The 20638-nt window shown below is 70.5% G+C and carries 26 protein-coding genes, 1 tRNA gene and 1 pseudogene; 14 read left to right on the forward strand and 14 right to left on the reverse strand.

From position 1 onward, the window contains the following. From C4313_RS03490 to C4313_RS03500, 3 genes are all read right to left on the reverse strand, one after another. Positions 1 to 1071 (reverse strand): hypothetical protein (locus C4313_RS03490; RefSeq protein ID WP_352428487.1); only part of this gene is annotated, 1071 nt, incomplete at its 3' end. Next, entirely contained in the window at positions 1068 to 2156 is a 1089-nt protein-coding gene (locus tag C4313_RS03495) for a sensor histidine kinase (RefSeq protein WP_352428488.1), read from the reverse strand. The genes C4313_RS03495 and C4313_RS03490, both read right to left, overlap by 4 nt. Positions 2157 to 2174: 18 nt before the next feature. After that, the gene (locus C4313_RS03500) at positions 2175 to 2744 is read right to left on the reverse strand and encodes a YbhB/YbcL family Raf kinase inhibitor-like protein (RefSeq protein WP_352428489.1); all 570 of its coding nucleotides are present in this window, start codon (positions 2742 to 2744) and stop codon (positions 2175 to 2177) included. A 164-nt stretch (positions 2745 to 2908) separates the two neighbouring features. Between C4313_RS03500 and C4313_RS03505 the strand changes: the two genes are divergently transcribed. The 3 genes and pseudogenes from C4313_RS03505 to C4313_RS03515 all read left to right on the forward strand — a co-directional run bounded on the left by C4313_RS03505 (position 2909) and on the right by C4313_RS03515 (position 4473). Beyond that, complete coding sequence (locus C4313_RS03505) at positions 2909 to 3571, forward strand: glycerol-3-phosphate acyltransferase (protein ID WP_352428490.1); 663 nt, start codon at positions 2909 to 2911, stop codon at positions 3569 to 3571. Positions 3572 to 3670: 99 nt separating this feature from the next. Next, positions 3671 to 3898 (forward strand): annotated as a pseudogene (locus tag C4313_RS03510) (DegV family protein); the annotation flags it as partial. A 95-nt stretch (positions 3899 to 3993) separates the two neighbouring features. Next, on the forward strand, positions 3994 to 4473 hold the full coding sequence (locus C4313_RS03515) for a DegV family protein (protein WP_352428491.1): 480 nt from the start codon (positions 3994 to 3996) through the stop codon (positions 4471 to 4473). A 22-nt stretch (positions 4474 to 4495) separates the two neighbouring features. Here the strand turns inward: C4313_RS03515 and C4313_RS03520 are convergent, their stop codons facing one another. Continuing rightward, entirely contained in the window at positions 4496 to 5368 is an 873-nt protein-coding gene (locus C4313_RS03520; protein WP_352428492.1) for an SH3 domain-containing protein, read from the reverse strand. Between the two features lie 141 nt (positions 5369 to 5509). Here C4313_RS03520 and C4313_RS03525 point away from each other — a divergent pair, with 141 nt between their 5' ends. Continuing rightward, complete coding sequence (locus C4313_RS03525; protein ID WP_352428493.1) at positions 5510 to 5737, forward strand: hypothetical protein; 228 nt, start codon at positions 5510 to 5512, stop codon at positions 5735 to 5737. Positions 5738 to 5804: 67 nt separating this feature from the next. Beyond that, a tRNA-Sec gene (locus C4313_RS03530) sits at positions 5805 to 5899 on the forward strand. Positions 5900 to 5990: 91 nt separating this feature from the next. Here the strand turns inward: C4313_RS03530 and rimI are convergent. From rimI to C4313_RS03565, 7 genes are read right to left on the reverse strand one after another with little or no spacing between them, the layout of a single operon-like run. Continuing rightward, positions 5991 to 6617: a ribosomal protein S18-alanine N-acetyltransferase gene (rimI, locus tag C4313_RS03535; RefSeq protein ID WP_352428494.1), complete on the reverse strand. Its 627-nt coding sequence runs from the start codon at positions 6615 to 6617 to the stop codon at positions 5991 to 5993. A gap of 27 nt (positions 6618 to 6644) precedes the next feature. Further along, positions 6645 to 7328, reverse strand: a complete 684-nt coding sequence (tsaB, locus tag C4313_RS03540; RefSeq protein ID WP_352428495.1) for a tRNA (adenosine(37)-N6)-threonylcarbamoyltransferase complex dimerization subunit type 1 TsaB — start codon at positions 7326 to 7328, stop codon at positions 6645 to 6647. After that, positions 7325 to 7813 carry a tRNA (adenosine(37)-N6)-threonylcarbamoyltransferase complex ATPase subunit type 1 TsaE gene (gene tsaE, locus C4313_RS03545; RefSeq protein ID WP_352428496.1) on the reverse strand — a complete coding sequence of 163 codons (489 nt, stop codon included), beginning with the start codon at positions 7811 to 7813 and terminating at the stop codon, positions 7325 to 7327. Before tsaE ends, tsaB begins: the two co-directional genes overlap by 4 nt. Then, positions 7810 to 8448 (reverse strand): c-type cytochrome, encoded by a 639-nt coding sequence (locus C4313_RS03550; protein WP_352428497.1) that lies wholly within the window; start codon positions 8446 to 8448, stop codon positions 7810 to 7812. The genes tsaE and C4313_RS03550 overlap by 4 nt, the downstream gene beginning before the upstream one ends. 32 nt (positions 8449 to 8480) lie before the next feature. Beyond that, positions 8481 to 9431, reverse strand: coding sequence for a DUF4032 domain-containing protein (locus tag C4313_RS03555; RefSeq protein ID WP_352428498.1), 951 nt, complete (start codon positions 9429 to 9431; stop codon positions 8481 to 8483). 3 nt (positions 9432 to 9434) lie between these two features. Then, a complete protein-coding gene (locus C4313_RS03560; protein WP_352428499.1) occupies positions 9435 to 10100 on the reverse strand; it encodes a metallophosphoesterase family protein in 666 nt (221 codons plus the stop codon). Then, a complete protein-coding gene (locus C4313_RS03565; RefSeq protein ID WP_352428500.1) occupies positions 10097 to 10393 on the reverse strand; it encodes a MazG-like family protein in 297 nt (98 codons plus the stop codon). The genes C4313_RS03560 and C4313_RS03565 overlap by 4 nt, the downstream gene beginning before the upstream one ends. Positions 10394 to 10546: 153 nt before the next feature. Here C4313_RS03565 and C4313_RS03570 point away from each other — a divergent pair, with 153 nt between their 5' ends. The 9 genes from C4313_RS03570 to ndk all read left to right on the forward strand — a co-directional run bounded on the left by C4313_RS03570 (position 10547) and on the right by ndk (position 17709). Next, a complete protein-coding gene (locus tag C4313_RS03570; protein WP_352428540.1) occupies positions 10547 to 11467 on the forward strand; it encodes a DnaJ C-terminal domain-containing protein in 921 nt (306 codons plus the stop codon). A 24-nt stretch (positions 11468 to 11491) separates the two neighbouring features. Then, positions 11492 to 12667, forward strand: coding sequence for a S1C family serine protease (locus tag C4313_RS03575; RefSeq protein ID WP_352428501.1), 1176 nt, complete (start codon positions 11492 to 11494; stop codon positions 12665 to 12667). A 44-nt stretch (positions 12668 to 12711) separates the two neighbouring features. After that, positions 12712 to 13899, forward strand: a complete 1188-nt coding sequence (locus C4313_RS03580) for a S1C family serine protease (protein WP_352428502.1) — start codon at positions 12712 to 12714, stop codon at positions 13897 to 13899. Positions 13900 to 13931: 32 nt separating this feature from the next. Continuing rightward, the gene (locus tag C4313_RS03585) at positions 13932 to 14255 is read left to right on the forward strand and encodes a MerR family transcriptional regulator (protein WP_352428503.1); all 324 of its coding nucleotides are present in this window, start codon (positions 13932 to 13934) and stop codon (positions 14253 to 14255) included. A 41-nt stretch (positions 14256 to 14296) separates the two neighbouring features. Next, entirely contained in the window at positions 14297 to 14815 is a 519-nt protein-coding gene (locus C4313_RS03590) for a secondary thiamine-phosphate synthase enzyme YjbQ (RefSeq protein WP_352428504.1), read from the forward strand. Positions 14816 to 14864: 49 nt separating this feature from the next. Further along, entirely contained in the window at positions 14865 to 15755 is an 891-nt protein-coding gene (locus C4313_RS03595) for an LLM class F420-dependent oxidoreductase (protein ID WP_352428505.1), read from the forward strand. A gap of 9 nt (positions 15756 to 15764) precedes the next feature. Then, entirely contained in the window at positions 15765 to 16340 is a 576-nt protein-coding gene (locus C4313_RS03600; protein WP_352428506.1) for a GNAT family N-acetyltransferase, read from the forward strand. A 28-nt stretch (positions 16341 to 16368) separates the two neighbouring features. Beyond that, entirely contained in the window at positions 16369 to 17196 is an 828-nt protein-coding gene (locus C4313_RS03605) for a DUF5656 family protein (protein ID WP_352428507.1), read from the forward strand. Between the two features lie 63 nt (positions 17197 to 17259). After that, positions 17260 to 17709, forward strand: a complete 450-nt coding sequence (gene ndk / locus C4313_RS03610; protein ID WP_352428508.1) for a nucleoside-diphosphate kinase — start codon at positions 17260 to 17262, stop codon at positions 17707 to 17709. Between the two features lie 10 nt (positions 17710 to 17719). Here the strand turns inward: ndk and fabD are convergent, their stop codons facing one another. The 3 genes from fabD to C4313_RS03625 are packed head-to-tail and all read right to left on the reverse strand — an operon-like array spanning position 17720 to position 20629. After that, positions 17720 to 18679, reverse strand: a complete 960-nt coding sequence (fabD, locus tag C4313_RS03615; RefSeq protein WP_352428509.1) for an ACP S-malonyltransferase — start codon at positions 18677 to 18679, stop codon at positions 17720 to 17722. Continuing rightward, the gene (locus C4313_RS03620) at positions 18679 to 19851 is read right to left on the reverse strand and encodes a hypothetical protein (RefSeq protein ID WP_352428510.1); all 1173 of its coding nucleotides are present in this window, start codon (positions 19849 to 19851) and stop codon (positions 18679 to 18681) included. The genes fabD and C4313_RS03620 overlap by 1 nt, the downstream gene beginning before the upstream one ends. Before the next feature lie 7 nt (positions 19852 to 19858). Further along, positions 19859 to 20629 (reverse strand): ParA family protein, encoded by a 771-nt coding sequence (locus tag C4313_RS03625; RefSeq protein ID WP_352428511.1) that lies wholly within the window; start codon positions 20627 to 20629, stop codon positions 19859 to 19861. Positions 20630 to 20638 lie beyond the last annotated feature (9 nt).

A 20638-nucleotide genomic window follows, 5' to 3' on the forward strand; every position in this document is an offset into this window, starting at 1 on the left:
CCGGGCCGCCGCGGGGCGCCCCGGCACATGCAAGGCGAACCCATCGGGGAGGGCGTCCGGGACCCCCACCGCGGCTTTGGCCCGCGCCCCTTCATCGAGGGCGGCCACCAGGGTGTTGAAGTAGTTGAGCCATGGCGTGTCCACGCGGTGACGCCGCGCGCCGTCATGGTCCCGCACCCAGGGCCGCACTGGCCCCACCAGCAGGCGCGCCCGCGGGTTGGCGGCCCGCAGGACCTGGAGGGCGTTGTCGGTGCGCCCGGGGGATTCGCCGAAGCCGAGGAACACCCGGGCGAACCACTCCGGCGTCACAGGCCGGTCTGGGGCCAGCCGGTTGGCGGACGCCTCGTTGTAGCCGCTTCCCACGATGTAGCCGTAAACACCCTGCAAGCGTTCATCGTGGGCCAGCCGCCGCAGATAAGCCAGGTATTCCGCGAGGGCCGCTGCGTCCCCGGCTGGTGGGAGGGCCTGGCCGCGGTCGTAGTCCACCCGGATCAGCACCCGCAGGCCCTTGGCCAGGTGATGGGCCACGCGGCCAGCGAGGGCGTCTATCCCCCATGTGGGATCCTCCGGCTGCCGCGCATAGGTCAGTTCCACCGCCCATCCGGCCCGACCCTTCCAGTCCCGATCCGGGTGGGGGAAGACCAGCCCCAGGCGGGTGGGCAGCCCGGGCGGCGCGGGGGTGGGCTCAGGGCCACCCAGAGCCCATCGCCCGCGTAGCCGGCAGCCCTCGTGACAATCCCGGTAGAAGGCGATGATCGCGCCGCCCGGCGGCATGCGGAAGGTCCAGGTCCAGCGCCAGAACCCCGGCGGAGGCCCCTCCTCGATCCGCTGCAGCGCCGCCGGCTTCCCGTTCACCGTCAGCCGGATGTGGGCCCAAGGGACGCGGTCGATCACGACGAGGGTGATGGGCGCTCCGGAGCGGGGGGAGGGTGGCTGGACCCGGAGTCGAGGCCACGGCTCCTCGGGCGCCGGGCCCAGGCGGACCACGACCTGACCGGAGGGAATCCAGAGGAGGGCGATCACCACCCCCAGGACGGCCAGCCCGCCGATGGCGCCTCGCAGCCGGCTCATGGCATCCCCTCCTCCGCCGGGAGGACAAAGCGCACCACGGTCCCCGTCTCCCCTTCGGTGCTGCTGTCGATCTCCAGGCGGGCGCCGTGATGCCGCAGGATCTCCGCCACCACCGTCAGGCCCAGGCCGATCCCTTCGGCATCAGCCGCCTCGCCGCGGTAGAAGGGCTCGGTGAGATAGGGCCGATGGGCCGCCGGGATGCCCGGACCGGTGTCGGCGACCACGGCCTCCACCCCCTCCGGAGACCGGCGCAGGGCCACGCTGATGCGGTCCCCCGGGCGGCTGTAGCGGATGGCGTTGTCTAAGAGGTTGAGGAAGACCTGTTTAAGGGCATCGGCGTCCCCCCGCACCCGGGGCAGGCCCTCCGCGATCTCCAGGGTCAGGGTCTGGCCGCGGGCCAGGGCCTCCGGCTGCTTCTGGGCGGCCGCGGCCTCAGCCACGGCGGCCAGATCCACAGGCCGGAAGACCAGCGGCTCCCCCATGGACAGCCGGCCCAGTTCCAGCACCGTGTGGACCAGGCGGCTCATGCGCCGGGCCTCTTCCTCCATCAGCCGCAGGGATTGGGCGTGGCGCTCCGGGTCGAGATGGGGCTGTTTGAGGATCTCCAGATGGACGAAGAAGGTGGCCAGGGGAGTGCGCAGTTCGTGGGCCATCCCGCCGAGGAGCCGACGCATGGCGGGCCATGCGGAGGGATCGGTGGCCGCGTCGGCGACGAAGAGGAGGAGGGTTTCCCCTTCGGGGACCAGCCACCAGCGCAGCGCCTGCCCGTCCGGGAGGGAGAGGGCGCGGGCGCGCCCAACCCCTTCCCGCTGGACGGCCTGTTGATCTTCCTCAAGCAGCGGGCGCCAGGGGGCGGACGGCAACGGACCCGCCGGGCGGTCCAGCCCGAGGATCCGTCGGGCGGGAAGGTTGGCGTCGGCATAGCGGCCCACCGGCAGCAGGCGCAGGAACCCCAGCGGGGTGCGGGCCATCGAAGGACGCCAGCGGTCCAGGGACCGACGGACGGTCCACCGGCCCAGCCCGAAGGCCCCCAGCAGCCCGAGGAGCAGGAGCGCCAGGGCCAGCCGCAGCTCCAATGTCCACACCAGGCCTTCCATCGCCGGCTATCGTCCGTAGCGGGCGGTCAGAGACCCCTGGGCCAAGATATGTCCCTGGAGGGCTCGCTCCACCGCCGCGGCCGAGGCCCCTGGCGGAAGGTCGGGATCGATGTCCAAGGCGTAGAGGGTGAACCGGTAGCGGTGGGGCGGCCCCGGCGGGGGGCACGGACCGCCATAGCCGATGCGCCCGAAGTCGTTGCGGCCCTGGACGCCCAGGCCCGCCACCGTCGGCTCCGCCGGGACGCCCTCCGGCAGCGCGGTCCGCTCCGGAGGGATGCGGTAGAGCAACCAGTGGACGAAACGCCCGCGCGGGGCATCCGGATCGTCCACCACCAGGGCCAGGCTGCGGGTCCCCGGGGGCGGCGGTCCCCAGCGCAGGGGCGGCGAGCGGTCCGCGCCATCACAGGTGTAACGGGCCGGGATCGCCTCCCCGTCGGCGAAGGCCGGGCTGCCCAGCCCCAGGTCGGGGAAGCGCGGCGCCGTCGGCGTCGGGGCGGGCGGCAGCCCTGGCCGGCACGCCGAGAGCAACAGGGCGAAAAGCGCGGCGGCTGTCCCAACCCCTCGCATGTTCCCCATCGTTCGGCTCCCACCCTTGTCCCAGCCTCCTATCCTAGCATAGATCCTCGGGGAGGGCGCCGGGGCCGCATTGAGATTTGCCAAAACCAACAAAAGAAGGCAAGTTGACGGGGCCCTTCCCGCTGCGTTATGCTTGTCGTGGACGGTGGCATCGGAGGTGGCGGATGGCAGATGTCGGACTCATCCTTCTCGGTTATCTCCTCGGTTCGATCCCCACAGCGTATCTGGCGGGCCGTCTCCTGCGGGGAGTGGATCTGCGCCGGTTGGGGAGCGGCACGGTCAGCGGGACCATGGTGTATTACCACGTCGCCCGATGGGCCCTGTTCCCGGTCGGCCTGGTGGATGTGGCCAAGGCGGCCGTTCCCACTGTGCTGGCCCTGGCCCTGGGACGCCCCCAGGCCCTGGCCGTGGCCGCGGGCCTGGCGGCGGTGGTGGGCCACAACTGGCCGTGGTGGCTCGGCTTCCACGGCGGCCGGGGGATCGGCCCCTTCCTGGGCATGCTGGCCGTGACCTTCCCGCCGGGCGCTGTGGGGCTCCTGGCTGCCCTGGCAGTGGGACGACTGCTGCGCGCCACAGCCGTCCTCGCCTTGCTGGCCATCGGTGGGCTGCCGGCGGTGGTCCTTCTGGCCGGTGGGCCCCTCGAGGTCGCGGCAGGAGGGCTAGCCATGCTGGGGATCACGGTGATCAAGCGCCTGGAGGCCAACCGAGAGCCGTTGCCCGCGGATCCGGAGGAGCGCCGCCGGGTGCTCTGGCGCCGCCTCTGGCTGGATCGGGATGCAACGTCGTGGGAGGCCTGGATGTTCCGACGGCCCACCGGATCGGCATAGGGGCGAGGGGCCCGGCCCCGCGCCCAACGGCCCGTCGGACCGTTGGCGCCCCAAGGCGTCTCCGACCGATCCTCCCGATCCCTGCCAGAGGGAGGGGACATGGTGAAGATCGCTGTGGTCACCGACAGCGTGGCCTGCCTGCCGCCCGAGCTCGTGGAGGCCTATGGGATCCGGGTGGTCCCGGTGCGTCTGATCCTGGGTGAGCAGGTCTACGCCTGGCAGCGAGCGGGGATCTTGCCGACATCCTCCCAACCCTCGGTGGGGGATTTCCTGGAGACCTATCGGGAACTGGCGGCCTGGGCGGAGGGCATCGTCTCCATCCACGTCTCCGCGGCGATGACCGGCACCTACAATGCCGCCCTCCTGGCCGCCCAGATGGTCCCCGAGGTCCCATCCGGGTCATCGACAGCCAGGCGGCCACCATGGCCCAGGGGTTCCTGGTTCTGGAGGCGGCCCGGGCGGCGGAAGCCGGCGCCCCCCTGGACGAGGTGGTGGCGCGGGTGGAGGCCCTGCGCCCCCGCCTGCGGTTTTTCGCGGTGCTGGAGACGGTGACCTATCTCATCCGCAGCGGACGGGCGCCGGCCCTGGCGGCCCTGGCCGTGGACGTGTTGCAGATCAAGCCCATCCTCACGCTTCAGAACGGCCGCATCGAGGTGTTGGCGAAGGTGCGCACTCGCCGTCGGGCCGTTGAGGCGATGCTGGAGCAGATGGCCCGGGATGTGGGCGACCGGCCTGTGCACGCGGCGGTCTTCCACGCCGCCGCCCCGGAGGAGGCTGAGGCCCTGCGCCGCCAGGTCATGGCGCGCTTCGACTGCCGGGAGTGCGATCTCACTGTCTTCTCGCCGGTGATGGGCCTCTACACGGGGCCCGGGGTGATCGGCCTCGCCTACTACGCGGAATGAGGCCGTCCGCCTCGCCCCCGGCTTAGGGCTCCCAGAAGAACTGCATCAGGACGGCCAGGGAGGGGGCGTCGTCCACGAAGGCGATGCCCAGGGCCCAGGTCCGCCAATCCAGTTCGTTGCCCGGGGTCCCCGGCCGGTGCAGGCTGTAGAGGGCGAAGGCCCGATAGGCCTCCGGCCAGGCCGGCTGGTAGGTCACCGGCGGCACCAGCAGACCGCAGCGCCGCTCATGGGGACGGGCGATGACATCGAGGAGGTCCGGCAGCACGGCCTCCGCGAAGGTCCCGGTGATCTCCATGCCGCTGGCGGGATGAACCCCCCAGCGGCGGACCGTCGGGTCGGTGAAGAGGGCGGCCGCCGCGCCGGGATTGACGAGGATCGGATCGCTGAGGCGGTTGATGTGGATCCGCAGGCCATGGACCGGGCTGATCAGGGCCGCCAGCGCCGGGCCGTCCCGGTTGCGGACCGCCGCCTCGAAGTTGGCGACGAGGGCGGCCACCCGTGGATCGGCGCAGAAGACCGCAGGGGAGACCTCCCGGGTCAGGAAGGCAGCGTTCACCCAACCGATCCGTCCGTCCGGCATGCGGATCTCCACCCATCGGGCGCCCTGGACCGTCTGCGCCCGCCCGGTGAGGAACAGGCCGGTGGCGTCCGGCGGGAGATCCGCCAGGATGGGCTGATCGGGGCCCGGCCCGGCCCGGACCTTCAGGCGGTCGGTGGGCGGGACCAAGACCACGGCGAAAGGCCCCTGGAGGGCGGGGGTGGGAGAGGCCGTGGGGGTCGGGTTCGGCGCCTGCTGAGGCGGCACCGGGGTGACGGTCGGCGGGGGGGCCGTCTGACACGCTGCCAACAGGGCGAGGGCCGCCCCGAAGAGCCTTTGTCCTTGAAGCCTTCGCATCTCGGGTCCTCCTCTCGCTGGGACGGCGCGGCCTCCGGGTTTCCCAAGAGACCGACGCCGCGCCGGGCCTGGAAGTTCCATACGCTGCAGTTTATACTGAAGGCGTGGAAAGGACAGCCGTTGGTCCGAACGGTGGCCGCGATGACCCACGTCCGTTGCTATGCCGGTGCCACCGCCCCGGAGCGCCCGGTGGCTCTCGTATGGGAGGGCGAGGAGCGAGCGGTGGCGGAGATCCTGAGCCGTTGGCGGACGCCGGAGGCCCTGGGCTTCCGGGTGCGGACCGCCGATGGCATGGTGTTCGATCTTATTTACGATCTTCGATGGGATCGCTGGTCGGTGACGCCGCGGGCGCTCCTCCGGGAGGGATGATGAGGCAGGCGCCCCGGCCCGCGGGATCTCCCCGCCAGGCGAGCGGTAAGGGCTATAATCAAAAGATGGGGGCGGTTGGCCTCTGGTGAGGCCCCCGGTCTTCAAAACCGGTGTCGGGCCGCGGCGCGGCCCGGGGTGGGTTCGATTCCCATCCGCTCCCGCTGGGCGATGGACTCCCCTTGGGAACCCCTGCCTTCGCGGCGGATCCCGAACGCTGAAGAAGCCCCGAGGAGATGGCATGGCGATTCCCGGCTCAGTTCGTGTCGATGGGAGCGGCGGGGATCGGGCCAGCAGCCGCCAGGCGGTCCCAGAGGCGGGCTTTCAGGGCCTCCAGCCGCTGGCGGTAGGCCGGAAGCCGGACGCCCTCCACGCTCATCAACAGGGCGTCCTCGTTGTTGTCCCGGTAGTAGCGCGGACGGCGCCCCACCACCTCCAAGCCGTATTTGCGGTAAAGGTGCTGAGCGACGAGGTTAGAGGCCCGCACCTCCAGGGTGATCAGGTTGGCGCCCCGGGCGATGGCCTCTTCCACCAGGGCCAGGAACATCAGTTCGCCCAGCCCCCGGCCGCGCCACGGCGCGTCGATGGCGATGGTGCTGATATGGGCCTCGTCGGGGACGAGCCAGAACCCTCCATACCCCAGGATGGGCATCCGTCGCGGGGGCAGGACAGGGGCCACGGCCCGCATTGCCCGCGGGCGCAGCACCAGATAGTGGGCGTTGGGGTTATGGAGGATCTCCTGCTCGTAGGCCCGCATCGGCCATGGCATCGAGAAGGCCCGCCGCTCGATCCCCATGACCTCGGGCACGTCCTCCCACTGCATCGGGTCGATCCGGAAAGGAACCCGCTCCGGGATCACCAGGGCCGTCATCCCCTCTCCCAACGGTGCCTCCTCGGGGAAACGCAGCCTTCATCCCTCTTCCGGCACGCTGGGGGTCCGCAGATAAAGGGGGCGGACCCCCGCCGGATCCGGGCGCTCGCCGGCCTGATAACGGCTCCAGGCCAGGCGGGCGGCGCCCATCACCCGCGCCGGGCCGTCCCGAGGGATCAACCAGGCCTCCCCCGGCCGCTGCTGGAACACCGCGTGCTCGCGGGCGGTCCATTCCCCAGCCAGCCAGCGGCCCGGAGCCCAGGCCGCCGCCACGGCTTCCGCGGTGGTCAGCGTGGGCTCGCCCTCGGGGACCCAGCGGTCCTCCCACCGATAGCGGCGGAGGGCCAGACGCCCCCGCCCAGCTGGGATCACCAGGTCCAGGCGCGTCACTGCCGAGGGGATCTCCGCGAGGATCGCCTCCTCCGTCCCGATCCCAAACAGCGGCCGTTCCAGGGCCATGGCCAACCCCTGGGCCGCAGCCAGCCCCGCCCGAAGCCCGGTGAAGGATCCGGGCCCTCGGACGGCGGCCACGGCGAGGATCGCCTCTGGGGACAGGCCGGCGGCGGCCAGTGTCTCCTGGCAACGTCGGATCAGGTCGGCGGTGTGCCGGTCGCCGGAGCGCCAGTAAGCCACTGCGGCCCATTCGGATCCATCGAACAGCGCCACGGCCAGCCCCAGGGTTGCGGTATCCAGCGCCAACAGGATGTCGCGCCGGGCCCTCATCCTTCCTCCTCCAACGTCCGCAGCGCCTGGAGGCGTTCCGGGGGGAACTCCCCGACGGCCTCCAGGCGGATCCGGCGGGTGGCCGCATCGATGGGGATCAGGGTCACCCACAGGTAGGGCTCGGGCAGCCAGCGGCCGGCCCGTTCCGGCCACTCAATGGCCACCACGGCCGCCTCGTCGAACAGATCCCACAGCCCCAGCGACCAGACCGCCTCCGGGTCCTCCAGGCGATAGAGATCGACGTGATAGAAGGTCCCCGACCCGGGCAGCGGATAGGCCTGGATGAGGACGAAGGAGGGGCTCTGAACGGGATCGGTCACCCCCAGGCCTTCCGCCAGGCCCTGGATGAAGCGGGTCTTTCCCGCCCCCAGGGGTCCCTGGACCGCTACGATGTCGCCGGGGTGGAGCCGGCGGCCCAGGGCCGCTCCCCAGCGGCGGGTTTCTGCTTCATGGGTGGAGAGCCGATCCAGCAGGACGAGGCTCATCCCTGCCCCCTCCGTCGCCAGAACCAAAGAAGTCCCCCGGCGGCGAGGCCGGCCCCGCCGAGCAGTGGGACGGCGAGCCACGCCCAGGGCGGGGCGGGGAGCGCGGGGGGCGGGTTCAAGGGGAGGGCATGGGCTGCGACGGGATCGAAGGGTCGGCCATCGGGCGGGATCCCGTGCTGCTGGAGCAGGAAGGCGGTGACGGCGCGGTAATCGGCCTCCGGAAGGCTCCCGGGGGCGTGGAAGGGCATGCGGGTGCGGATGTAGGTGTAGAGGTCAGCCGCCGTGGCGAAGCGGCGCAGCGTCCCCGGGCCGATCACCGCCGGGACCACCCGGGGCAGGGTGAAGCCGTCCTCGGGATACGGCTGGGGGCCGTGGCAGTTGGCCTTCCAACAGTTTTGATGGGTGGGGGGCCAGGTGGCCCGCCACTCGTCGGTCAACCCCTGCCCCCGGTCGCCGTGGCATGTGGAGCAACGTCGGGCGAAGACGGCGGCGCCCCGCTCGGCTTCTTCATTCTGATAGGCCTGGGCCGGGGCGGCGAGAAGGATCACCCCCAGCCCGAGGGCCGCCAGCCATCGAACCCGGCAGGCGGCCCCCTCGGCGCTCCGGGCGTGGGAACGACATGGCGATCCCGCCATCGCGGCCTCTTTCCGAACGCAGGGCGGTGTCCTCAGACTTTGGGCTCCGTCTCCAGCGGCGGGAGCGTCCCCAGGGCCTCCACCGCCCGGCGCACCTCGCTTAGGAAGCGGCGGATGGGGTGCTCGGTGAACTGGCCGGCGTAATCCAGTGCCGCCGCCTCCGCGTCCACCTCCGGGCCGTAGGCCTCCCGCAGGTAATACAGATGGTCCATGATCCACAAGTAAAGATCGGCCTCCGTCCGCCCCGGGAAATCCTCCAGCAGGCGGTGCTCGCGGATGACCTCCACCACCGGGCGGTAGACGGTATCATACCAGTGGGCCACGGCCTCGTCCGCTGGGATCTCCCGCCCGGTTTCCAGGCCTATAAAGTAGCGATGGACGGCGATGTGCTCCAGCAGGCGCTGGTAGCCTCCGGCGATGGTGAAGCGGATGTCGGCCTCAGGGCGCAGCCGATCCAACTGAGTTTGTTCTAGGAACTCTTCATACTCCCGCAGGATCTCCAGATCCTCGGCCCGCAGCTCCGGCCCAATGGGCACGCGGCTTTGCACCTCGATGACCTCGGCTTCGATCTCGGTCCATCCCAGGGCCCGGGCCACTGAGATGCGGTGGTGGCCGTCGAGGACGAAATAGGCCTCCCCGACTTTGTAGAGCCGGACCGGAGGAAGGTGGCCGTCCTGGAAGAGAACAGTGCCCACGGCGATCCAGCGATCGGCTGTGTGGCGTTGGATCGGCAGGAAGGCCCGGTCGAAGTCCTGATACCGGTTGACGCTGCCGATGATGTGGGCCAGGGGGACCCGCTGGAGGCCCCGATAGGCGGAGCCGCGCAGGCCGAGCTTCGCCCGGACCTCCTCAAAGGACAGCAGCCGGTTGGGCTGTCCGGTCAGGCGGGCGAGCAGCGCCCGCAGCGCGGCCCGCAGGCGGGCCCGTCGGTACCAAGCCGCCGCCTCGGCCGTCGCCGGGCGTTCCATCGGGAACTCCTCCATCGTTCACCTCGCTTCGATCGCGATGCTCGGCGGGATCTCGAGCACATAGTAAGGGAAGACGTTGATCACCCAGGTCGAGCCGATGGACAGGGCTCGGCGGGCCGACCGGGGGATGTGCTGATGGCCATGCAGAAAATAGCGTGGGCGGAACTGCCGGATCAACCACCGGAAGGCGGCGAAGCCCCGATGGGCCGGATCGGGTCCGTCCCCCAGGCCTCGGGGTGGGGCATGGGCGATGAGCAGATCCAGCGCCCGTCCGTGGCGCGCCCGGTTCCAAAGCAAGCGGGGGGCCAGGCGGAGCGCCCGCAGCCACATCTCCCCCTCCGTGTATTGATAGCGTCCCTCCGGATGGTAGCGGGGGGATCCTTCGAGCCCGGCGATGAGGAGCCCCTGCTCCCAGACCACGCGGCTGTCCACGTTCTGGCCGCCCTCCGGGGCGGCGCGGACCGTTCCGTCGGCGCGGGTCTCCGGCCGGTCGTGGTTGCCGTGGACGTAGAGGAGGGGGACGTTGAACAGTTCCATCAGGAACTCCAAATACCCGTAGGGCAGGTCCCCGCAGGAGAGGATCAGGTCCACATGCGGCAGCCATGATCGGGCGTGAGGGGTGTAGAGGGCCTCCGCCACCTGATCCGACACCGCCAGGATGCGCACCGGCCGCCCCGTCTTCATGACCACTCCCGCTCGTAGTTCCGGGCCAGTTTGTCCATCACGGCCTGGCCCAGGTCGATCCCGTGCAGGCGGGCCAATTGCAACAGATAAAGCAGCACGTCGGCCAATTCCTCGGCCAGGGCGTCGCGGTCCGCCGACTCCTTCCACTGGAACAGTTCAAGGACCTCGGCGGCCTCCAGGACGAGGGAGATGGCCAGGTTGCGGGGCGTCTGCGGCCGGGGCGAGTCCGGCGCATACCACCCCTTGGCGGTCACGAACCGTTCCATCGCCTGCTCCAGCGCCTGCAGATCCATCTGGCCCTCCGATCCGGTTCTCCCCGCCCTTCGGATTATACCTCTCGGGCCTGGGGGGAACCTTCTTGGACGGCGGGGCGCTCGGATTTACAATGACATTGTCAAAGGGCCCGGCCGAGGGGCCGGGGAGATCTGGGAGGGCGGGACGTGGCGATGGAGTTCAAGGATTACTATGCCATCCTGGGGGTGAGCCCCGACGCCAGCGAGGAGGAGATCAAGCGGGCCTATCGGAAACTGGCCCGACAGTATCACCCGGATGTGAACCCGGGGGACAAGGCGGCGGAGGAGAAATTCAAGGAGATCAATGAGGCCTACGAGGTGCTCTCGGATCCCGAGAAGCGCCGCAAATACGACGAGCTCCGCCGCCAGTATGAGGCGTGGCGGCGGGCCGGTTATGACCCGGGCCAGTTCGACTGGTCCCCATGGGTGCAGCCTGGGGGCGTCCGGGTCGAGATGGGGGACCTGGAGGATCTGCTTTCCGGGTTCTCCGAGTTTTTCGAGATGCTGTTCGGAGGCATGCCCCGACGGACCCGGGCCTGGACGACAGGGCGGTGGCGGGGGCGGGATATGGAGCAGCCGGTGACCCTGACGCTGGAGGAGGCCTTCCAGGGGACCACGCGGTTGATCCGGACCCGCGACGGGCGCCGGCTGGAGGTGCGGATCCCCCCCGGGGTGAAGTCCGGCTCCCGGGTTCGGGTCCCCGGGGCGGGGGAGCCGGGTTACGGGGGGCCGCCGGGGGATCTCTACCTGGTCATCGAGGTGGCTCCCCACCCGCGGTTCGAGCGTCGGGAGCAGGATCTCTACGCCACCCTCTCTGTGGATCTCTACACCGCCCTCCTGGGGGGCGAAGTTCCCTTCCGGCATCTGGACGGGCGGACCCTGATGGTGCAGATCCCGCCGGAGACCCAGAACGGTGCGCTGATCCGTCTGCGGGGGGAGGGCATGCCCCATCCCCAGCGCCCAGGCGAGCGGGGCGATCTTTACCTCCGCGTCGCGGTGGAGTTGCCGCGGGGCCTCACCCCGCGGGAGCGGGAGCTCTTCGCGGAACTGGCCCGCCTGCGTCGGGGCCGTTGAATTCCTCTCAGGGGATGATCCGCCATGGGCCGACGAAGGTTGCGTGGGTTCTTTTGGGCGCTCCTGGTCCTTTTCGCGGGGGGCTGCCAGGCCTTCCGTCTGCGGGAACTGGTCTTCGTCACCCCAACGCCGGCGACGGGCGCGGCGCCGCGCCCGGTGGCTCCGGCCTCGCCGGCGCCGGCGCTGCCCCCGCTCCCGTCGGGGCTCGATGAGGAGGAGCAGCGCCTGGTCGCCCTTTATCAGAAGGTCCTTCCCTCTGTGGTGAACATCGACGTGGAGGGGGCGGAGGTCTCGGCCTTCGGCAGCGGCTCGGGTTTCGTTTACGACAACCAGGGGCACATCGTGACCAACAACCATGTGGTGGAGAACGCTCAGGAGATCTGGGTGACCTTTTACGACGGCACGGTGACCAGGGCCCGGGTGGTGGGCCGGGATGTCTACAGCGACCTCGCGGTGATCCGGGCGGAGGCCCTCCCGGAGGGATTGCAGCCCGCCGAACTGGGGGACTCGGACGCGCTGCGGGTGGGGCAGAAGGTCGTCGCCATCGGCAACCCCTTCGGCCTGCGGGGGACGATGACGCTAGGGGTGATCAGTGCGCTGGGGCGAGCTCTGGAGACCCCGACCCGCTTTCAGATCCCAGACGTGATCCAGACCGACGCGGCCATCAACCCGGGGAACTCCGGCGGGCCGCTGGTGGATCTCCAAGGGCGGGTGGTGGGGGTGAACTCCGCCATCCGGACCGACCCGAACGCCGGGCCGGCCAACATCGGCATCGGGTTTGCCATCCCGGTGAACACCGTCAAGCGGGTGGTGCCGCAACTGATCCGGGAGGGGCGGGTTCGCTACCCTTACTTAGGGATCTCCTCCACCGGGTCGATCTCCCTGGCGGAGTTGCGCGCCCGCGGTTACGACGTGCCTGCGACGCGTGGCGTCCTGGTCCAGGAGGTCCTCCCCGACGGGCCGGCGGGCCGGGCCGGCCTGCGTGGCGGCACCCACGAGGTGCGCGTGCGGGGGATCCGGGTCCTGCTGGGCGGGGATATCATCACGGCCATCGACGGCCATCCGGTGGGCTCTTTCGATGAACTGGTCTCCTATCTGGTCAACCACACCGAGGTGGGCCAGACGGTGACCCTGACGGTCCTGCGAGACGGTCGCGCGCTCTCCATCCCGGTCACGCTGGGGGAGCGCCCCGCTCCGTGATGCCGTCGGCGGTCTTCATCCTGCAGGCGCGGAGGGCGATGCCGATGCGGCGATGGATCCTGGTGGTTCTAGGCGCGTTGGGGGTCATCGCAGTGTGCGCGGCGGCGACCGCGGCCGGCGTCCTCGGGCTGCGATCGGCGCTGCTGGGGCGCGGAGGGACAGCCTCCCCGGGCGCTCTCGAGACGTCGACGCCCACGGCGGCGCCCACGCCACCGCCCGCCGAGGCCCTTGCTGCGGCCCGGGCGTTGGAGGCGGCCTTCATCGCTGTCTACGAGCTGGTCAGCCCCTCGGTGGTCCACATCACCACCCGGGCGGCGGCCTTCGATCTTTTGCGGGGGCCGATCTACCAGGAGGGGACAGGCTCGGGGTTCGTCTGGGATCGCCAAGGGCACATCGTCACCAACAATCACGTTGTGGAGGGGGCGGAGCGCATCGAGGTGGTCTTCGCCGACGGCACCACTGTCCCCGCCGAACAGGTGGGCGCTGACGCCTATAACGACCTGGCGGTGATCCGCGTCCGGGTCCCACGCGAGAAACTGGCCCCGGTCGCCCTGGGGGATTCCTCCCGGTTGCGGGTGGGCCAGTGGGTGATCGCCATCGGCAACCCCTTCGGCCTGGATCGCACCATGACCGTGGGGGTGATCAGCGCCCTGGGCCGGACGTTGGAGCTCTCGGATCGCCCCCTCGGGGAGGTGATCCAGACGGATGCGGCCATCAACCCGGGCAACTCGGGGGGACCGCTGCTCGATCTGGACGGGCGGGTGATCGGGATCAACACCGCCATCCGCTCGCCCACGGGGGGTTCCATCGGCATCGGCTTCGCCGTCCCTGTCAACACGATCAAGCGGGTGGTCCCCGAGTTGATCGCCCACGGGCGCTACCCGCATCCCTGGCTGGGGGCTGCCTTCTTTGAGGTCACCCCCGCCTTCGCCCAAGCCTTCGGCCTCCCGTCGGAACATGGCCTGTTGACTGTCCAGGTCGTCCCCGGCGGGCCGGCGGACCGGGCCGGCCTGCGCGGAGCCACCCAGCGGGTGCGCACCCGCTTCGGGGAGGTGTTCCTGGGCGGCGACCTCGTCGTCGCCATCGACGGCCGTCCGCTGCGGACGGTGGACGAACTCGTGATCTACCTGGAGAACCACAAGCGGGTTGGCGAGACGGTCACGCTCACCATCCTTCGGGATGGCCGCTCGCAGACCCTTGAGGTGCGCTTGGGGGAGCGCCCTGGCGGATGATGGGATCCCAAGGAAAGGAGAGGAGGTGGGCGATGGGGGATCTCCATCGGGCCGCGATCGAGGTGATCGATGAGACGGAGCCCCGCTACCGCATCGGCGTGGTGGCGGCGATGGTGCAGTTACATCCGCAGACCATCCGTTACTACGAGGCCATCGGCCTGATCGCCCCCCGTCGCGTCCGGGGCCGCATCCGCCTGTATTCGGACCGGGATGTGGAGCGCCTGCGCCAGATCGTGGAGCTGACCCGTCTGGGGGTCAACCTGGCCGGGGTGGAGATCATTCTGCGCCTGCGGGAGCAGATCGCCGCCTTGCAGGCAGAGGTCGAGCGGCTCCGGGCGCTGGTGGAGGGGAAATAAGCCTGCACGGTCGAACCCTGCCCGCGACAGGAGGGGGCCGCATGACGGCACGCATCCTCAGCGACAACCGCCCGGTGGAACTGGACGCGCCGCTGGCGGAGAACCTGGTGAGGGAGGAGGTCCGCCGCTACGAGAACGGGCCTTATCGCGCCCTCACCCTCTACCTGTGGTTCCAAACCCGGGAGCGTCGGTCCATCATCCGCCTGACCGATCGGGTGCGTCAGGCCGTGCGGGAGAGCGGCGTCCGGGAGGGCTTCGCCCTGGTCAGCGCCATGCACATCACGGCCGCCGTCTACGTCAACGACCACGAAGAGGGCATCATGCAGGACATGATGGAGCTGCTCGATCGCCTGGCGCCCTTCCGCCCGGATTACCGCCATCACCGGACCGGGGAGGACAACGCGGACGCCCATCTCAAAAGCCTGCTGCTGCACCACGAGGTCCTCGTCCCTGTCACCGATGGGGACCTCGATCTGGGCCCCTGGCAGGAGATCTTTTACGCCGAGTTCGACGGCCAGCGGCGCAAACGGGTCCTGGTGAAGATCGTCGGTGTGGCCTGAGGCGCGGCCCGCGCTGGGTTTCCATCGCGCCGGTCCCAAGGAGGCAAAGATGCACATCGGTGTCTGTCTGCCGAACTACGGCCGCGCCGCCTCGCCGGAGGCGATCCGGGAGGTGGCCCTGGCGGCGGAGGCGCTGGGCTTCGATTCCGTTTGGACCACCGATCACATCCTGGTGCCCCAGGCGCACCTCGAGCCCTACGGACGGATCTTCGAGACGTGGACGACGCTGGCTTACGTGGCGGCCATCACCCAGCGCGTCCGCCTGGGCACCTCCATCCTCCTCCTCGCCCTGCGCCATCCCGTCCTGGTGGCCAAGCAAGCAGCCACCCTGGATCAGTTATCGGGCGGCCGCCTGATCCTCGGGGTGGGGGCTGGGTGGCTGGCCCAGGAGTTCGAGCACCTGGGGGTCCCCTTCCGGCGGCGCATCCGCCTCCTGGAGGAGGGCCTCGCCCTGATGCGGGCGCTGTGGGCCGATCCGCGCCCACGCTTCGAGGGCCGGTTCTTCCGCATCACGGACGCGGTGTTCGAGCCCTTGCCTGCCCAGCCGGGAGGTCCTCCCGTCTGGATCGGCGGGAACACCGAGGCGGCGGTGCGGCGGGCGGCCCGCCTGGGGGACGGATGGCACCCGGTGGGCCTGGACCCGGAGACCTTGCGGGAGCGGGTGGAGCGGCTGCGGGCGTGGGCCAACGGCCGCCCAGTGACGGTGATCTGCCGGATGTACGTCGCCCTGGACGCCGCCCTCCCCCCGGTGTACACCTCGCCGACGGGGGAGCGCCGTATGCGGCTGACGGGCTCCCCGGAGCAGGTGGCGGCGGGCCTGCGGTCCCTGCGCGCAGCGGGGGCAGACGGGGTCGTCCTCACCTTCGAAGCCCCGTCGGCGGAGGCCCAGGTGGCGCAGATGCGCCGGCTGGCCGCGTTGCTCCCCGACCTTCGGGCATAAGGGGCCGATATGTTCGAGAAGAACCTCGGATCGGGCCTTTCTCTGCGCCTCCTGGAGCGGAGGCATGCGGACGTCCTCTTCGCCCTGACGGACCAGAACCGGGCCCATCTGCGACCCTGGCTGCCCTGGGTGGACGGGGTCCGTTCCGCGGCCGACAGCCTGGCTTTCATCGAAGAAGGGCTTCAGCGCTTCGCCCGCGGGGCCGGCTACGAGTTGGGGATCTGGCAGGGGGGCGCCCTGGTGGGCGTGATCGGGGTCCACGAGATCGACGCCCAGAACGCCCAGGCCTCCATTGGCTACTGGCTGGACGCGGCGCATCAGGGCCAAGGGATCATGACCCGGGCCGTGGCGGCGGTGCTGGACGATCTGTTCTTCGAACGGGGCCTGCACCGGGTGGAGATCCGGGTGGACCCGGAGAACCGGCGCAGCCGGGCGATCCCGGAGCGCTTGGGCTTCCGGATGGAGGGGGTGCTCCGGGAGGCCATCCGCTATCGGGACCGCTGGGGAGACCTCGTCATCTATGGGATCCTGGATCGGGAATGGGAGGCGCGGCGGGCCGGGCAGGCCACCGACCAGAATCCTTGAGGGAGAACCGTCCCACGAGGCGTCGCCGATGGAGCAGGAAGAGACGACCTGGCTTCCAGTCCCCATCACCGTCAGCCTGGTGGTCCTCGGCTGGGTGATGGTCCGGCTGTTTCCTGCGGAGGGCCCGGAGCTCTCTGTCTGGATCCTGGGCTCGCCGCTGGGGATCCGACTGACCCCCGCCTTCTGGATCGGGATCTTCGGGGCCTTGCTGGCCGCCGCCGGCACGGAGGCCCTCCTCCGAACCCATCCCCGCTTCCCCGAGGAGAGCCCCTGGCGCCTCATGGGCCGTTGGATCACCCCGATGGGCGTGGCAGTGGGAGGGCTGGTGTTCACCCGCTCCCTTCCGACGGGCCTGGCCTGGCTGCTGGAGCTGGGCCTGGGCGGGCTCGGGCTGGCCCTGGCGATGGTGGGGGAGCGCTACCGGGTGGAAGTCGCCGGGCTGCGAGCCACGCTGGTCCGCCTCGTCCATCCGGCCCTGGGTTACCTGGTCGCCCTGGCGGCCATCGGATGGGGGTTTCAAAGCGGGCTGCGGACGCTGATGCTGTTCGGGCTGGGGGGCGGCATCGCCGCCGCGCTGGCCCTGGCCCGTCTGGCCGAGGCGGAGATCCCGGAACGCCGGCGCTGGCTGTATGTGGGGCTGATCGGATGGAGCATGGGAGGGGTCGCCGCTGCCTTCCGATACTGGACCCTCCCGCCGGTGGTCCTGGGGCTCTGGTGGATGCTGGTGCTGTATGAGTTGACGGAGATGAGCCTGTGGCATCTGCAGGGACAGCGGCTCTCCGCCCGGGTGGCGGTGGAGTTCGGGGGGCTGGGGCTCCTGATCGCCTGGCTGGCCCGCTGGCTGGCCGCTCCGTAGGGGATGGTGGCGGGAAACGGTGGTAGAATGCGGGCCTTGACATCCTGCGAGGAGGAACCTCCTGTGGAACGGACGCTGGTGCTCATCAAGCCGGATGGCGTGCAGCGTGGTCTGGTCGGGGAGATCATCGCCCGGCTGGAGCGGCGGGGGCTGAGGATCGTGGCCATGAAGATGATGCGGATCTCCCCCGAACTGGCGGCCCGCCATTACGCTGCCCACCAGGGCAAGCCGTTCTACGAGGGGCTCATCCGATACATCACCTCCGGGCCCGTGGTGGCCATGGTCCTGGAGGGCCCCCGGGCCGTCGAGGTGGTGCGCAAGACCTTGGGGGCAACGGATCCGGCCAAGGCCGAGCCAGGGACCGTCCGGGCCGACTTCGGGTTGACCATCGGCCGCAACCTGGTCCACGGCTCCGACGGGCCTGAGACGGCGGCCTTCGAGATCGGCCTCTTCTTCCGAGAGGAGGAGATCCTGTCCTACGAGCGGGAGGTCGACCGCTGGATCCTCGAATGAGGGGATGGTCTCACGGATCGGGCCCGGCGCCGATGGCGGCCAGCGCCTGGCGAAGGCCCTCGGGGTCCTCCACCGCCTGCGTGCGGACCTGGGGGGCGATGCGACGGATCAGGCCGCTCAGCACATCCTTCGGTCCCAGCTCCACGAAGCGGGTCACCCCCGCCTCGACCATATAGCGGACGCTCTCCGTCCAGCGCACCGGGGCGGTGAGCTGTCGGACCAGTTCCTCCCGCAGGGCCTCCGGGCGGCCGTCCAGCGGCCGGGCCTCCACGTTGCCGATCACCGGGATGCGGGGGGCGGCGAAAGGGGTCTCGGCGAGGATCTTCCGGAAGGGGGCCACGGCCGGCGCCATCCGTGGGGAGTGGGCCGCGATGCTGACGGCCAGCGGGATCACCCGTTTCGCCCCCTGGGCCCGGGCCCGTTCCCCCGCCCGGGCCACCCCGGCTTTGCCGCCGGAGATCACCAATTGCCCGGGGCAGTTGTCGTTGGCCACCACGACTGCCTCGCCGGTCTCCCGGGCGGCCTCTGCGCAGATCGCCTCCAGGACCTCGCGCTCCAGCCCCAGGACGGCGGCCATGGCCCCGGGCTGCTGCTCCCCTGCCCATTTCATCCAGCGCCCCCGCTCCTGGACCAGGCGCAGGGCGTCGGGGAAGGAGAGGGCTCCCGCGGCCACCAGGGCGGCGAACTCGCCCAGGCTGTGCCCGGCCACCATATCGGGGGGCGGCCCCCCCAGCGCCGTCCACACCCGCCACGCGGCGACGGAGACCGTCAGGATGGCCGGCTGGGTGTAAAAGGTATCATTCAGAGTCGCCTCCGGGCCCTCGAAGCAGAGCCGGGAGAGGGGATAGCCGAGGCAGGCGTCGGCTTCCTCGAAGACCCGGCGGGCCTCAGCGAAGGCCTCCGCGAGGGCGCGACCCATCCCCACATATTGGGAACCCTGTCCGGGGAACACGAAGGCGATACGTCCCATCACGCGGCGCTCCTCGGGTTCGGGGTGAACGTCTGGACGATGCGATCGATCAATTCCAAGAAGAAGCGCTGGCGGAAGCCAGCCACGAAGGCGATCAGATACATGAAGAGGGGGTTGGCAGGGTTTGGCGTCCCCTGGACGGTGAGGAAGCCCACGGTGATGACCATGTAGATGATCATCCCGATCATGCTGCCCAGGAGCGGCTGGACGAGATACCACATCACATACTGTCGGTCGAAGTCCCGTTTGATGGCCACGTGCCAGTAAAGACTGTAGAAGATGCCGCACACCCCGCCCAGGCCGCCCCACATGATCGGCTCCCAGATCCCCTCGTAGCCGGGGGGGACCACCTGGGCGCTGTAGCCCCGGCCGGCCGTCAGCGCCCAGAGGTAGGCCCCCAGCCAGGCGAGGCCCCAGAGGAAGACGAAGAGGCCGTAGGTGTAAGACCAGCGCCAGAGCCGACGGGCGATGGCGTAGCGGGTATAGGCCAGGCTGTAGTAATACTCGGCTTCGTCGTAGCCCTCCGGGGTGAGCAGGGCTTCCCGCGCCTGCTTCAGCCACGCCAGGGCCTGATCCGCCGTGGATGGATCCGGGATGGCGCCGTTGGCGATGCGGCGGTAGAGATCGTCGATCCGGCCGTTGAGGGCGCGCACGCGGGCCTCATCGGGCGCCCGCGGGGGTCCCGCCGGTCTCTCCGGCGCGCCCGCCACTGTCCGTGGGGTCTCCATCGGCGCTTCCTCCATCCGGGTCTCCGGCGTCGCTGCGCCGTAGGGGGTGACCTCTGGGCCTTCGGGTTCGATCCCGGCCAGGAGGCCGGGGATCCGCAACGCCCGCATCGGGGCCTGGGGGTCGATGGCGATCCCCTCCCCGTCGGCGGACGGAGCCGTCGGTTCCTCGGGCCATGGAGGAGGGGGAGCCCAGGAGATGGGCTCCACCGGGGCCGCCCGGGCGGCCTCCAGGGCCATGAACGCGAACGCCTCGGCGGAACCCTCCGGCTCCTGGCCCATCGGCGCCGGGTTGTGGGGAGGCGGAGCGGGGGATCCGACGGCCTCCGCCGGGGCCGCCTCCCGAGGGGGCTCCGGCGTGGGCGCCGCCACCCACTCGGCCAGATCCGCAAAGAGGACGCGCCCTTTCCCGCGCAGGGAGATCTCTGGTCGCTCTCCCTTGCCCATCGCTCCCTTAGGTCCTTCCCTGGGTGGAGGGCCGTTCGCCGTCGATCAGTTCGGCCAGCCGGCGGTAGGCCTGGGCGCCGGGGTGGCTGGCCATGTAGTCCAAAAGGCTCCGGCCGGCGACCGGCGCCTCGGCAAAGCGGATGGTTTGGGGGATGAACACCGGGAAGACCTTGCGGCCGAAGGCGGCGGTGAGTTCGGAGAGCACCTCCCGGTGATGGCGGATGTGTAACTGGACCATGGTGGGCAGGATGCCCAGCAACTCGATGGGGAGGTTCAATTGCTGGCGCAGCCGGCCCACGGCGATCAGCAACCCCTTCAGGCTGCGGAGGGAGAGGTAGTCCGGCCGGATCGGCACCAGGAAAGCGTCGGCGGCGGCCAGGGCGTTGACGGTCAAGGGCCCCAGCCCGGGGGGCGCGTCGATCAGGATGTAGGTGTAGCGGCCCTGCACTGGCCGCAGGATCTCCCGCAGCCGATACGGCCCCCGCGGCCCCAAACCCATCTCCGCTTGGTTCAACTGGAAGGAGGCCGGGGCCAGGTCCAGGCGAGGCCGCAGCGTCCGGATCACCTGCCCGAGGGGGATGCCTTTCCATAACGCTGCCTCGATGGTGGGGGAGATCTCCTCGGTCAGGCCGAAGGCAGCGGTCAGCGCGGCCTGGGGATCGAGGTCCACCAGCAGGGTGGCAGCGCCCCGCCCAGCCAGGGCCACCCCCAGGTGGACCACCGTGGTGGTTTTCCCCACGCCGCCTTTCTGGCTGACCACCGCGATCGTCCGGGCCATGGCGCCCTC

Origin of the sequence: Thermoflexus sp. (assembly GCF_040289485.1) — a bacterium.
Lineage (GTDB): Bacteria > Chloroflexota > Anaerolineae > Thermoflexales > Thermoflexaceae > Thermoflexus.